Annotated in this window: 12 protein-coding genes; 5 read left to right on the forward strand and 7 right to left on the reverse strand. The window is 68.2% G+C overall.

Annotated elements, in window-relative coordinates:
• Positions 1-100 precede the first annotated feature (100 nt).
• Positions 101-874 carry a 5'/3'-nucleotidase SurE gene (surE, locus tag WAQ08_RS14775; protein WP_422192471.1) on the reverse strand — a complete coding sequence of 258 codons (774 nt, stop codon included), beginning with the start codon at positions 872-874 and terminating at the stop codon, positions 101-103.
• A 210-nt stretch (positions 875-1084) separates the two neighbouring features.
• On the opposite strand from surE, the gene WAQ08_RS14780 reads away from it, so the two are divergent.
• Positions 1085-1831, forward strand: coding sequence for a LuxR C-terminal-related transcriptional regulator (locus WAQ08_RS14780; protein WP_422192473.1), 747 nt, complete (start codon positions 1085-1087; stop codon positions 1829-1831).
• A complete protein-coding gene (locus tag WAQ08_RS14785; RefSeq protein WP_422192474.1) occupies positions 1828-4116 on the forward strand; it encodes a sensor histidine kinase in 2289 nt (762 codons plus the stop codon). Before WAQ08_RS14780 ends, WAQ08_RS14785 begins: the two co-directional genes overlap by 4 nt.
• Positions 4117-4150: 34 nt before the next feature.
• Here the strand turns inward: WAQ08_RS14785 and WAQ08_RS14790 are convergent, their stop codons facing one another.
• Positions 4151-5983, reverse strand: a complete 1833-nt coding sequence (locus WAQ08_RS14790; RefSeq protein ID WP_422192475.1) for a GspE/PulE family protein — start codon at positions 5981-5983, stop codon at positions 4151-4153.
• Between the two features lie 27 nt (positions 5984-6010).
• The gene (locus WAQ08_RS14795) at positions 6011-6793 is read right to left on the reverse strand and encodes a spermidine synthase (RefSeq protein WP_422192476.1); all 783 of its coding nucleotides are present in this window, start codon (positions 6791-6793) and stop codon (positions 6011-6013) included.
• Positions 6794-6835: 42 nt separating this feature from the next.
• Between WAQ08_RS14795 and WAQ08_RS14800 the strand changes: the two genes are divergently transcribed.
• Positions 6836-7396, forward strand: coding sequence for a DNA-deoxyinosine glycosylase (locus tag WAQ08_RS14800; RefSeq protein WP_422192478.1), 561 nt, complete (start codon positions 6836-6838; stop codon positions 7394-7396).
• A 4-nt stretch (positions 7397-7400) separates the two neighbouring features.
• On the opposite strand, the gene WAQ08_RS14805 is transcribed toward WAQ08_RS14800, so the two are convergent.
• The 3 genes from WAQ08_RS14805 to WAQ08_RS14815 all read right to left on the reverse strand — a co-directional run bounded on the left by WAQ08_RS14805 (position 7401) and on the right by WAQ08_RS14815 (position 10276).
• A complete protein-coding gene (locus WAQ08_RS14805) occupies positions 7401-8249 on the reverse strand; it encodes a TatD family hydrolase (RefSeq protein WP_422192480.1) in 849 nt (282 codons plus the stop codon).
• 74 nt (positions 8250-8323) lie between these two features.
• Positions 8324-9001, reverse strand: coding sequence for an ABC transporter ATP-binding protein (locus tag WAQ08_RS14810; RefSeq protein ID WP_422192482.1), 678 nt, complete (start codon positions 8999-9001; stop codon positions 8324-8326).
• Positions 9002-9022: 21 nt separating this feature from the next.
• On the reverse strand, positions 9023-10276 hold the full coding sequence (locus WAQ08_RS14815) for a lipoprotein-releasing ABC transporter permease subunit (protein ID WP_422192484.1): 1254 nt from the start codon (positions 10274-10276) through the stop codon (positions 9023-9025).
• Positions 10277-10310: 34 nt separating this feature from the next.
• On the opposite strand from WAQ08_RS14815, the gene WAQ08_RS14820 reads away from it, so the two are divergent.
• Together WAQ08_RS14820 and recJ are read left to right on the forward strand one after the other, a co-directional pair.
• A complete protein-coding gene (locus WAQ08_RS14820; RefSeq protein ID WP_422192486.1) occupies positions 10311-11465 on the forward strand; it encodes a hypothetical protein in 1155 nt (384 codons plus the stop codon).
• A 19-nt stretch (positions 11466-11484) separates the two neighbouring features.
• The gene (recJ, locus tag WAQ08_RS14825; protein ID WP_422192487.1) at positions 11485-13215 is read left to right on the forward strand and encodes a single-stranded-DNA-specific exonuclease RecJ; all 1731 of its coding nucleotides are present in this window, start codon (positions 11485-11487) and stop codon (positions 13213-13215) included.
• 14 nt (positions 13216-13229) lie between these two features.
• Here recJ and WAQ08_RS14830 read toward each other — a convergent pair whose 3' ends face one another.
• Positions 13230-13646, reverse strand: a complete 417-nt coding sequence (locus WAQ08_RS14830; RefSeq protein WP_422192488.1) for a hypothetical protein — start codon at positions 13644-13646, stop codon at positions 13230-13232.
• Positions 13647-13670 lie beyond the last annotated feature (24 nt).

The following is a 13670-nucleotide window of genomic DNA, read 5'->3' on the forward strand; positions in this document are numbered from 1 at the left end:
GGGCGCAGCAGTTCGCGCGCGGGCGCGGGTTTGGCGGGGGTGGCCACGCGGTCCAGGCTCAGCGGAAAACGCCGGGTGCGCTGGCCGCCGGGCGGCGTGCTCATGCAGCAGAGCCTTCGCTGCCGGGCGGGTTGCCCACCCAGTCACGCCAGCGCGGCAGGCCGGCGTGATCGGTCATGTCCACCTGCAGCGGGGTGATGGACACCCCACCCGCGCGGGTGACCTGGAAATCGGTGCCGTCGCCTTCATCACGGGCCTCGCCGGCCGGGCCGATCCAGTAGATGGGCTCGCCGCGAGGGTTGGTCGTGACGATGGCCGGACGGCTGGCGTGGCGGCGCCCCAGACGGGTGATCTGCCAGGGAGCCTGCTCGCTGTCGGGAATGGCCGGGATGTTCACGTTGAGCAGCCAGGCGCCTGCACCGGGCGGGCGCGCCAGCACATGCTCGACCACGCGACGCGCCACCTTCGCGGCGGCGTCCAGATGGGTCCAGCCCTTGTCGGTGAGCGAGAAGGCGATGGCCGGAATGCCGAAGAGAAAACCCTCGGTGGCGGCGGCCACGGTGCCGGAATAGAGCGTGTCATCGCCCATGTTGGCGCCATTGTTGATTCCGGACAACACCAGATCAGGGGTCTCGATCAGCCCCGAAGTGAGGGCCAGATGGACGGAATCGGAGGGTGTTCCTGTAACAAAACGAAAACCATTGCGGGCCGTGTGAACGGTGAGCGGCTGGTGCAAGGTCAGGGAATTGGAGGTCCCGCTGGCGTTGCGCTCTGGGGCGAAGACGTCGATATGGCCCAGCCCTTCGCAGGCCTGCACGAGGGCTTCGAGGCCTGGGGCCAGGTAGCCATCGTCGTTGGCGATCAAGATACGCATGGGCACATTGTAGGCGGGCAGACACGTTCTTCGGTGACGGCCCCTTCTGGGGGTCTGTCGCATCGGCGCGCGCCCGACGATAATGGGCTCGGTTCGGCTTAGGTTGGAAACAGGGGGCCTTCCCCGACAAGGTGCGGCATCAGCATCGTTCGGGCGCAGCGTTTTCAACCCAGGGGGCCTGTTCAGTTGGCGCCTCCTCGGGAGCAAGTCATGGCGGTCAAAGTACTGATTCTTGAAGACAACCCCGTTGCGCGGGGTTTCTTGTGTCGCGTGGTTCGCGAGAGCTTCAGCGACGTGAGCAGCATCACCGAAGCCGGTGATCTGGAGGCTGTGCGGCGCCTGCTCGGGCATGCTGCAGGCCAGCGCGCGGCTGCCTCGGCCGATCCCTACCAGCTCATCCTGGTTGATCTGGAACTGCCCGACGGCAGTGGGCTGGAGCTGCTGTCGGAGTTGGCCAACTACCCGGCCACCCGCATCGTCACCACGCTCTACTCGGACGACGAGCACCTCTTCCCGGCCCTGCAATGCGGTGCCGACGGCTACCTGCTCAAGGAAGACCGCTTCGAGGTGCTGGTCGAAGAGCTGCAGAAGATCGTGCGGGGCCAGCCGCCGCTGTCGCCGGCCATCGCGCGGCGCCTGCTGACGCACTTCCGCACCGGCGAAGGTTTCCCTTCGCACTCATCCAGTGCCCTGCACACCGGCAGCGGCGTGGCCAGTGCAGCCATCGCGGCGGCGCCGGCCGCCCCCGCGGCACCGCTGGACCACGAACGGCTCACCCCCCGCGAAAGTGAAGTGCTGACCTACCTCAGCAAGGGCTTCACGATCAAGGAAATCGCCAACCTGATGGGCATCAAGTGGTTCACCGTGAACGACCACATCAAGTCCATCTACAAGAAGCTCAACGTCTCCAGCCGCGCTGAAGCGGCCGTGCTCGCCAGCAAGCAGGGCCTGGTGTGACCCCATCGCCCGGTGCCGGCGATCTCAGCCTGAGCGATCGGCACGGCCCCACCACCCTCGACGAAGCACTGCAAAGCAGCAGCCACCTGCCCCGCTGGATCGGCTGGCGCCTGCGCCTGCTGGTGGGCGTGATCCTGGGCGGCTGCGTGCTGGTGTTCGCGCTGGCGCAGTGGCTCACGGTGCAGCCCCGCCTGCCCGTCACGCTCAAGGCCTCACCGGAAGGCTCGGTCAAGATCGTGACCGCCAACATGCCCACGCTGCAGCGCCTGGAGGGCCATGCGATCGAGGGTGTGCGTGTGGAGCAGATCGCCCCCAGCGGCTCGGTGACCGTGCTGGAAGCCCCTATCGAGCTGCTGGCCCTGCAGCACAGCGCGCGCTGGATCCCCGATGCCAAGGCGCGTGAACACTATGCGGACCTGCACCGCCGGCTGGCCGCTGCCGCGGCCATGCTGCCACCCGAGGGCGGTGTGGTGGTGCTGGAGCTGGTCAATGCGCCGGACGAGCCCATGCTGGTGGCCCAGCGCGGCTGGGGCGGCCTGACGCCCCTGTTCTGGATGCTCTCAGCCCTGGCGCTGGTCGTGATGGGCGTGGGGGCAGTGGTCTTCCTGGCCGGGCCTCAGTGGCGCAACGCCGCCTTTGCCATGCTGGCCCTGACCCAGGGTGCGCACCTGCTGTTGATTGCGGCCGAATCGAACCTGGACATGTTCATGCCCGTGTGGTTCGTCGACCTCGATGCCAGCCTGCGCACGGGCCTGGACATCGTGTCCGCCGCCGCCATGATCCAGGTGGCCGTGCTGCACCCACGCCGCCTGCGCGGCTGGGGGCTGGTCGCCCTGGGGGGCTGGGCTGCCGCAGTGGCCGTGGGCCTGGCCCTGTCCTACCTCACGCCGGCCTGGCAATGGTGGTGGGTGCAGGGCAGCTGCGCCCTGCTGGTGCTGGCGGCCATCTGCTTCATGACGCTGACCTACCGGCAGGCACCGCACCCCTTCACCCTGGTGCTGCGGCGCTTCACCAGCATCACGCTGGGCAGCTGGATCCTGCTGAGCGTGGCCGTCACCATGGCCACCACGCGGCCGGACATGCAGCTCAACGTCACCACCTTCGGCGTGATGACCTGGCACGTGTTCTTCGCCTCGCAGCTGCTGCTGTCGCCCTACCTGTCGCGCTCCAAGCAGATCCTGCAGGAGTTCTCGCTGCTGGCGGCTTCCAGCACGGTGGCGGCCTCGCTGGATCTGCTCTTCGTGGCGGTGTTCTCGCTGGGGCAGTTCACATCGATGACGCTGTCGCTGTTCCTGTCCTTCGGCGTGTACCTGAGCATCCGCCGCTGGGTGATGACCAATGTGCTCAGCCGCGACCCGATCACCACCGAGCGCCTGTTCGAGCGCCTGTACCGCATCGCCCGCGAGCTGGAGCGCCGCCCCGACAGGCTCGATGACCTGATGGCGCGCCTGATGCGCGAGCTGTTCGATCCGATCGAGATCAGCCTGGTGCAGGGCGATGTGCCCACCACCGCGCTGCGCGGCAACGGCGGGATCCTGCTGGTGCCCCTGCCCCACCTGTCGCACACCGAGGGCTGCACCAAGGTGTTCGTGCTCAAGCATGCGGACAAGGGCCGGCGCCTGTTCACCTCGGAAGACGCGCGCCTGGCCGACCGCATCGTGGAGCAGCTGCACCGCGTACTCACCTTCGACCGCGCGGTGGAGCGCGGCCGCAGTGAAGAGCGCATGCGCCTGGCGCAGGATCTGCACGACGACATCGGTGCGCGCCTGCTGACCCTGATGTACCAGGCGCCCAACCCCGAGATCGAAGACTACATCCGCCACACGCTGCAGGATTTGAAGACCCTCACGCGCGGCCTGGCCGTGCAGACCCATACGCTGAGCGATGCCGCCAGCGAATGGAAGCGCGACCTGAGCCACCGGCTGCACGTGGCACGCTGCGAGCTGGACTGGCACCTCACGCAGGATGAGGACGTGGAGCTCACCGTGGTGCAGTGGTCGGCCTTGACCCGCATCCTGCGCGAACTGGTCAACAACACCATCAGCCATGCCAAGGCCAACCGCGTGCGCGTGGAGCTGACCTTCAAGGACGACCGGCTGACGCTCTCGGTGACGGACAACGGCCTGGGCCGCTCCCCTGAATCCTGGTCGCACGGGCTGGGCCTGGGGGGCGTGCGCAAGCGCACCAAGCAATTGGGCGGCACCGTGACCTGGCAGGAGCTGGAGCCTCGCGGCATCGGCTGCGAGGTGGTGGTGGAGCAGTTCTCGGCGCCCGTACCGGGTTGACCACTGCCCTCACCTGCCAGCGGTCAGATCTCCGTCAGATCTCCCACTGCGGGGTACTGCGCAGCACTTCATCCAGCGTGGTCACGCCTTCGGCCACCTTCATGACACCGCCCAGACGCAGGGGCTTGAGGCCCTCCTGCACGGCCTGCTGGCGCAGGCGGGCCATGTCCACCGTGGGGTGCATGGTCTGGCGGATAGCCTCGCTCAACGGCAGCAGCTCGTACAGGCCCACACGGCCCTTGTAGCCCGTCATGCGGCACTCCAGGCAGCCCACGGGCTTGTAGGGGCGCGGCGTGCCGTTCAGGCGCCAGGGCTTGATGGTCTCGGTCAGCATCTCCGCCGTGAGGGCATCGTCCGGCTTCTTGCAGGCCACGCACAGGGTGCGCACCAGGCGCTGGGCCAGCACGCCGATCACGGTGGCGCTGATCAGGTAAGCCGGCACGCCGATGTCCACCAGACGCGTCACGGCCGAGGCCGCATCGTTGGTGTGCAGGGTGGAGAACACCAGGTGGCCCGTGAGGGACGACTGGATGGCCATGTCGGCGGTTTCACGGTCGCGGATTTCGCCGACCATGATGATGTCCGGATCCTGCCGCATCAGCGCGCGCACGCCCTCGGCGAAGCCCAGGTCGATATTGGGTTGTACCTGCGTCTGGTTGAAGGAGGGCTCGATCATTTCGATCGGATCCTCCACCGTGCAGACGTTGACCTCTTCGGTGGCCAGGCGCTTGAGCGTGGAGTACAGCGTGGTCGTCTTGCCCGAGCCCGTGGGCCCAGTGACCAGGATGATGCCGTGCGAGCGGCCGACCAACTGTTCCCAGATGGCCAGTTCCTGCGACGCGAAGCCCAGCGCATCGAAGGTCTTGAGCGTGTTGTCCGGATCGAAGATGCGCATCACCAGCTTCTCGCCGAAGGCGGTGGGCATGGTGGCCAGGCGCATTTCGACTTCTTCCCCGGCTGGGTTGCGCGTCTTGATGCGGCCATCGAGCGGGCGGCGCTTCTCGACCACGTCCATGCGGCCCAGCAACTTGATGCGTGCTGTCATGGCCTGCATCACCGACAGGGGCACCTGGTAGACCATGTGCATGACGCCGTCGATGCGGAAGCGGATGGCGCCCATGTCGCGGCGCGGCTCGAGGTGGATGTCCGAGGCGCGCTGATCGAAGGCGTACTGCCAGAGCCAATCGACCACCTGGATGATGCCCTGGTCATTGGCATCGAGCTGGCGGTTGGTGCGACCCAGTTCCACCAACTGCTCGAAGCTGCTGGCCGTGCTGTCGCCCGTCTTCTTGTTGGCATCGCGGACCGATTTGGCCAGCGTGTAGAACTCGGTGCGGTAGCGCTGCAGCTCCAGCGGGCTGGCCACCACCAGGCGGACGGACTTCTTGGTGTGCGCCAGGATCTCGTCGATCCAGGCCACGTCCAGCGGCTCGCAGGTGGCGATGGTGATTTCGTTCAGGCCCACCTGGATGGGCAGGGACTTGCGGCGCTCGGCGTAGTTGATGGACATGACGTCGGCCACGCGGGACACGTCCACCTTGAGCGGATCGATGCGCACATAAGGCATGGACACGCGCGCCGCCACCCATTCGGTGAGCGGCTCCAGCTCGAGCACGGTGCCCGTGTCCTGGCGGGTAAGGCCCAGGCCGGCCAGGCGCACCAGCGGGTGCTGCGAGCTGCCGCCAGCGGAAAACCGCTGCGCTACCCGCTCGGCGTCTTTGAGGGCGATGACGTTGTCTTCCGTGAGCCAGGTGACCAGCAGTTTCCAGTCCAGCGGGCCCTTGTGGGTGATCGGCCGGGGATGCGGCCGCGCCTGCGGGGCAGCGGGCTGGGGTGCCAGGTTGGCGACGGGAGGCACAGCACTCATGGCGATAGAGGGGCAGCGGGTTGTGACTCAGGAAGACGCCGACGCCTTGCGGGTGCCGGCGAACGACGACAGAAGCTTCACCCATTTTCGCGCAGGCAGCTCCCACCGTGTCTGTAAAGTTTCCCCTCTTGACGCCAACTCGTCACGCGGGGGCAGGTCAAAACCCTTCCAAGCCAGCACGATGGTGTTGCCTTCGGTGGTGGGCTTGAGCATGGCCATGCGCTCCACCCCGAACGCGGCGGCGATGCGCTCGGCGCTGCGGTCGAAGCTGGCCTCGCGCCCGAAGAGGTTCACGCTCATCACGCCGCCATCGTCCAGCACGTTCCAGCAGGCGCGGTAGAAGGCCTCGTCGTCCAGCACGGGGCTGGCGGCCTCGTGGTCATACAAATCGACACACAGGGCGTCGAAGGCCGCCGTGTGCCCGGGGTCGGTCACGAACCGGGCCGCATCCTGTTCGAGCACGGTCAGGCGCTCATCATCGAACGGCAGGTGGAACCAGGCACGACAGGCGGCGATCACGCCGGGGTTGATCTCGACCACGGTGGTGGGCAGGCGCAGCACCGCATGGCAGTACTTGGTGATGGCGCCGGTGCCCAGGCCCAGTTGAAGGCAGCGGGTGCCGGGCAGCGCGCTTTCAGGGCGCAGCAGCAGCCAGGCCATCATGCGCTGGATGTACTCCAGCTCCAGCTTGAGCGGCTTGCGGATGCGCATGGCGCCCTGGATCCAGGGCGTGCCCAGGTGCAGGTAGCGGATGCCCCGCTCTTCGGAGATCGTGGCCTCGGCCAGGATAGGTTTCTTGGATCGCTTCACGGAGCGTAAGTGTCGCATGCGGGCTTTTTGGATAATGGCCGCATGCCCTCAAAACCGCGCCCGGCCCCTGCCCTGCCCACCGTTGACCAGGCGGCGCCCCCGCCCCTGCAAGGGCTGGCGCCCATCATTTCCCCGCAGACACGGCTGATGGTGCTGGGCAGCTTTCCAGGCGTGGCCTCGCTGGTGGAACAGCAGTATTACGCGCACCCACGCAACCACTTCTGGCCGATCCTGTCCGCGCTGTGGGGGCTGGAGGGCGATGCGGCCCTGCAGCGGCGGCCCTATGCGGAGCGCATTGCCGAGGCGCAGCGTCGTGGCCTGGGCATCTGGGATGTCTACGCGAGCTGCCTGCGCGAGGGCAGCCTGGACAGCGACATCGAGCAGGCCGAGCTGAACCCGCTGCATCAACTGAAGGCATGGGCGCCTGGCCTGCAGGCCATCGCCCACAACGGCGGCGAATCGGCGCGGCACATGAAGATCACCCAGGCGCTGGGCCTGCCGGTGGTGAAGCTGCCATCGACCAGCCCGGCCAATGCGTCGTGGTCGTTCGAGCGCAAGGTGGCGGACTGGCGCGACGTGTTCGAGCAGGTGGGGTTGGCGTAGCTGGTCAGCCCATCAGGGATCCGAGCCGTGGCAGCACCCGCAGCGCATTGGCGGTCGTGATCCGCCGGGCCTGATCCAGGCTCCAGCCGCGCAGCTCGGCCAGTGTCTCAGCGATGCGTGGCAACTGTGCCGGCTCATTGCGGCTGTGCTCGCCCTGCGCGCGCGCCTCGGCCGTCTTGTAGAGCCAGTGCGGCGGGATATCGGGTGAATCGGTTTCCAGCACCAGGTGCGATTCAGGCAGCCAGGCCGCGATGCGGCGTATCTGCAAGGCCCGATCAAAAGTCATGGCGCCGCCGAAACCCAGGCAGAAGCCCAGTTCAACGAAGGCCTCGGCCTGCTGCTCGCTGCCATTGAAGGCATGGGCAATGCCACCGGGCACCGGGCGGCCCTCGGCCTTCATGCGACGCAGATGCTTGAGCAACTGGTCCGCCGTGCGGCGCACGTGCAGGATCACGGGCAGGCCGGCATCGTGGGCCACGGCCAGTTGGGCGGCGTAGAGCTTGTCCTGCAGCTCACGGCTGGCCTCGTCCTGAATCGCCGGCACGAAGCCGTCCAAGCCGATCTCACCCACGGCCACCAGGCGGGGATCGTCTCGCCACCGATGCAGAGCTTCTCGCAGGCGCTCGGGCGCATCGCTGCCCACGTCGTTGACGAACAGCGGGTGGCTGCCCAGTGCATAGGCACCGTCGCAATCGACGGCGGCCTGGCGGGCAGCCTCGAAGGTGCCCGGCGTGATGGACACCACCACCTGCTGAACGCCCGCCTCACGGGCGCGCTCAATCACCGCGGCGCGGTCCGCATCGAACTCGGACGCATCGAGGTGGCTGTGGGTGTCGATCCAGAAGTCGGCCATGACACCATCATGCCTTGGCGCAGCGCTTCGTGATGACACAAGGGCAAGCGGAAAGCCCCGCCCGGCCCAGGCACTCAGATGCTCAGCCGCCCCTCGACCAGATGCGCCTGCACATCGCAGCGCTGTGCCAGCGCCTCGTCGTGCGTCACCATGATCAGCGCGGTGCCCTGCTCGCGCGCCACCTCGCGCATCAGCGCGAAGACGCCATCGGCCGTGCGGCGATCCAGGTTGCCCGTGGGCTCATCGGCCAGCACGCAGGCCGGCTTGGTGACCAGCGCACGCGCCACGGCCACACGCTGGCGCTCACCGCCGGACAACTCCGCCGGCCGGTGCTCGGCCCGCGCACCCAGGCCCACCTGGCCCAACACGGCCAGCGCCGCACGGCGGGCCTCTTCCAGCGGCAGACGGCGGATCAGCAGCGGCATCGCCACGTTGTCCACGGCTGAGAACTCCGGCAGCAGGTGGTGGAACTGGTAGACGAAGCCCAGGTGCTGGTTGCGCCAGCGCCCCTGCTCGGCAGCGGACATGCCTGCCCAGTCATGCCCCATCAGCATCACGCGGCCCTGGGTGGGCAGGTCCAGCCCGCCCAGCACGTGCAGCAAGGTGCTCTTGCCCGAGCCGGACTGGCCCACGATGGCCAGCGATTGCCCGGACGACACGCTGAGGTCCACACCCTGCAGCACGCTCACGTCCAGGGGCCCCTCCTCGTAGCGCTTGTGCACGCCCTGGGCCGACAGAATGATCTCGCTCATGCGCGGGTGCCTTCTCGGTTCTTATTCATAGCGCAGGGCTTCGGCCGGCTGCACGCGGCTGGCACGCCAGCTGGGGTAGATGGTGGCCAGCAGCGCCAGCACCAGGGACAGCACCGCGATGGGGATGATGTCGCCCGACTGGGGCTCGCTGGGCATCTTGCTGATCAGGTAGATGCTGCCGGGCAGGAAGTGCACGCCCAGCAGGCCTTCGATGAAAGGCACGATCACATCGATGTTGAAGGCCACCAACAGGCCCAGGCCCAGGCCCGAGAGCGTGCCCAGCACACCCGACAGCGCCCCCTGCACCATGAAGATGCCCATCACCGAGGCGGGGCTCGCGCCCAGCGTGCGCAGGATAGCGATGTCGGCACGCTTGTCCGTCACCGTCATTACCAGGGTGGAGACCAGGTTGAAGGCGGCCACGGCCACGATCAAGGTCAGGATGATGAACATCATGCGCTTTTCCACCTGCACGGCGTCGAACCAGTTGCGGTTGGTGTGCGTCCAGTCGCGCACGATGACGTCCGGCCCCAGCGATTCGGCCAGTTCATTGCCGACCACGCGGGCCTGTTGCGCATCCTTGAGCTGGATCTGAACGCCCGTGGGCCCGCCGGTGCGGAACAGGCGGGCTGCGTCGTCCATGTGCACCATGACCAGGCCGCTGTCGTACTCGTAGTGGCCGGCCTCGAAGGTGCCCACCACCACCATCTGCTTGAGGCGGGGCACCACCCCGGCCGGCGTGACCTGGCCACTGGGCGCCACCAGGGTGACCGGGTCCCCCACATGCACGCCCATGCTGCGGGCCAGTTCACCGCCCATCACCACGCCCCAGCCGCCGGGCTGAAGCTTGTTGAGCACCGGCTGCAGGCCGCGCGCCAGCGGCGTCACCTCGGCCTCGCGGACCGGGTCGATGCCACGCACCAGCACGCCGCGCATGTCCTCACCCCGAGCGATCAGGGCCTGGGCGGGCACGAAAGGCGCCGCGCCCACCACCGCCGGGTTCTTGCGCGCCTGGGCCGCCAGGGCCTGCCAGTCGCTCAAGGGCGCGCCACGGGAATCGAACAACTCCACGTGGGACACGACCGAGAGCATGCGGTCGCGCACCTCCTTCTGGAAGCCGTTCATCACCGACAGCACGATGATCAGGGCGGCCACGCCCAGGGCGATGCCAATCACGGACACGCCTGAGATGAAGGAGATGAATCCGTTGCGCCGGGCACTGCGCCCGGCCCGGGTGTAGCGCCAGCCGATGCGCCATTCATAGGGAAGCTTCATGGTGTGCGCAGTGTACTCATTCGATAATCACCCCATGCCCGCGCCTTCTGCCTCGCCCTTGCCGACCACCGACCTGACCCCGCCCCTGCCCAGCCAACCTGTGGCCGACCACCTGGTGATCCCCTGGGCCGTGGCCCTGGCCGAGCCCCAGGAAGAAGCCCGCCCCGGGCTGGACATGGCCGATGCCCTGCCTGAACTGCCCGTGCTGCAGAGCCTGCTGGCCCGGCTGACCGAGCAACAGTGGCTGCACGGCGATGAATACCAACTGGCCGCCCCGCACGAGCGCCTGCTGGCCAACGCCGTGGGCTGGCCAGGTGGAGAAGCCGCAGCGCCGCCACAGCAGGCCACCGCCAACACGGCCGACGCCGCCACCAGCAACACCGACACACAACCCGCACAAGCCCCCTGGGCCGCGCTGTGGGCCCACCTGGATGGCCTGCCCGCCAAGCCTGATGAAGCCTGGGGCCTGCTGACGCCCTCGCACTGGCTCATGGGCCGTGACCACCTCACGCTGCTGCACCCTGACGAACTGGCCCTGAGCGAGGCCGAATCCCGCACCCTGTTCGACGCCGTGCGCCCACTGTTCGAGAGCGAAGGCTGGCAACTGACCTGGGGAGCGCCCCTGCGTTGGTATGTGCAACACCCCTCGCTGGCCGCCCTGCCCAGCGCCTCGCTCGACCGCGTGATCGGCCGCAACCCGGATCTGTGGATGCCCAACCACCCGCAGGCCCGCCTGCTGCGCCGCCTGCAGAACGAGGTGCAGATGCTGCTGTACCAGCACCCCGTGAACGATGCGCGCGATGCCCGGCGCGCGCTGAGCGTGAACTCCTTCTGGCTCAGCGGCACCGGCACGCCCGCAGAGCAAGCGGACAAGACCGCTCACAACACGGGTGACACCGCCTGGCCGAACTGGCCACTGCACCTGGCCGATGCGCCCCGTCAGGCCCTGTTGCGCGGCGATCTGCCCGCCTGGCAAGCTGCCTGGCAGGCCCTCGATGCCGGTCCGCTGCGACAATTGAGCCAGGCTCTGGATGCCGGCCGTCCCGTGCGCCTGACCCTGTGCGGCGAGCGGCATGCCCTGACCCTTTCTCAACCCACCCGGCGCCCCGGCCTGCTGGCCAACCTGGGCCGCGCCCTGCCCTGGCGCAAGACCACCGTAAGCGCGGCCGATCTGCTGCGCCAGCTCTGACCCGATCCCTGCCCTCGCCATGAAGTTCATCGCCCGCGACATCCCTCCCCGCCCCGCCTGGGCCCTGGAGCAGGCCGGCACCCACCCCTTGCTCGCCCGCCTGCTGGCCGCACGCGGCATCCGCAGCGCTGACGAGCTGGACGACGCCCCCGCGCGCCTGCTGCCCCCCTCGGACCTGCACGGCCTGGGCACCGCCGCCACGCTGCTGGCCGATGCCATCGACCAGGGCAAGCGCATCTGCATCGTGGCCGATTACGACTGCGACGGCGCCACAGCCTGCGCCACCGGCCTGCGCGGTCTGGCCCTGCTGGGCGCCAAGCCCAACCAGCTCTGCTACGTGGTACCCGACCGCGCCCTGCACGGCTACGGCCTCACGCCCCCCATCGTCGACATGGTGCGCGCCCGCCAGGCCGATATCCTGGTCACCGTGGACAACGGCATGGCCAGCCACGAGGCCGTAGACAAGGCCCGCGCCCTGGGCATGCAGGTGCTGATCACCGACCACCATCTGCCCGTGATCGATCCCCAAGGCCAGCCCAGCCTGCCGGCCGCCGATGCCATCGTGAACCCCAACCAGCCTGACTGCGCCTTCGCCAGCAAGGCACTGGTCGGCGTGGGCGTGATGTTCTACGTGCTGCTGGCCACGCGCGCCGAATTGCGCCGCCGCGGCCGTTTCGACGCGGCCAACCAGCCGCGCATCGACACCTTGCTGGACCTGGTGGCCCTGGGCACCATCGCCGACGTGGGCAAGCTGGACGCCAACAACCGCCGGCTCGTGTCCCTGGGCCTCAAGCGCATCCGCGCCGGTCGCATGCAGCCGGGCCTGGCCGCCCTGTACCGCGCCGCCGGCCGGGATCCAGCCCGTGCCAGCGCGCAGGATTTCGGCTTCGCACTGGGCCCGCGCATCAATGCGGCTGGCCGCCTGGCCGAGATGGGCCTGGGCATCGAGTGCCTGATCACCGACGATCTGGACCGCGCCGACATGCTGGCCCGCCAACTGGACGCCATCAACCGCGAACGCCGCGAGGTGGAGGCAGGCATGCGCGACCAGGCCGAGATGACGCTGGACAGCCTGCTTCCGGAGGGTGAAATCCCCTCGGCCCTGTCCCTGTTCGACGAAGGCTTCCACGAAGGCGTGGTCGGCATCGTGGCCTCGCGTTTGAAAGACCGCCTGCACCGCCCCACCTTCATCTTCGCGCGTGGGCAGGATGGTTTGCTCAAGGGCTCGGGCCGCTCGATCCCGGGCTTTCACCTGCGCGACGCGCTGGACCTGGTCAGCAAGCGCCACCCTGGCCTGCTGCACCGCTTCGGCGGGCACGCGATGGCGGCCGGCTGCACCATCGCGCCGGACGATCACGAACGGTTCAAGGGCGCCCTGCTGGCCGTGGCCGATGCCGGCCTGGACGCCGACCTGCTGTCACGCCGCGTGCACACCGATGGCGCGCTGGACGGCCAGTGGTACACCGCCGAGGTGGCCCAGCTGATCGACCAGGCCGTGTGGGGCCCGGGCTTCGAGGCCCCGGTGTTCTGCGACATGGTGGAGGTGGTGAACCAGCGCCTGGTGGGCGAGCGCCATCTCAAGCTGAGCCTGCGGGTGCAAGGCCAGTTGCGCGATGGGATCTGGTTCGGGCGCAGCGAGCCCCTGCCGGCGCGCACACGCCTGGCTTTCCGCCTCTCACTGGACGAGTTCCAGGGGCGCCAGCGGGTTCAACTGGTGGTGGAAGGCGCCGACACTGCGGAAAGCGCCTGAGTTGGGGTTTTAGCTCAGCCCTTGTAGGCAGAGCGCATGGCCGCACCCGGGCCGCCGGCCGACTGCAGCGCGCCATAGGTGGCGCCTTGCCCGGCTTCTTCTTCCGGGAACAGCACGCTCAAGGTGCGCGACAGCGACGCATTCGCCCGGTGCACCGTGCTCTGCAGACCCGTCACTCGAGTCTGGGCCAGCATCAACTTCTGCCGCATCAGGGGCGACAAAGGCTGCAGGCCCGTCTTTTTTGCCTGATGGAAAGTTGCCAGCGCATCGGCCAGGCACTTGTGCAGCGCCTGCGATGCGGTCTCCAGCCGGGCGGCATCTTGCGAGCGCAAAGCCTCATCCAACGCCTGCAGATGGCCTTCGAGGGCCTGGGCGTGGCTCGACCACGGATCTTTCGGATCGTGGGAGGGAGAGGCGCTGATATCGCTCAAGTCATGCCTGCCTTCGGCCGAAGC

This window comes from Aquabacterium sp. (assembly GCF_049274795.1).
Classification (GTDB): Bacteria; Pseudomonadota; Gammaproteobacteria; order Burkholderiales; family Burkholderiaceae_C; genus Aquabacterium.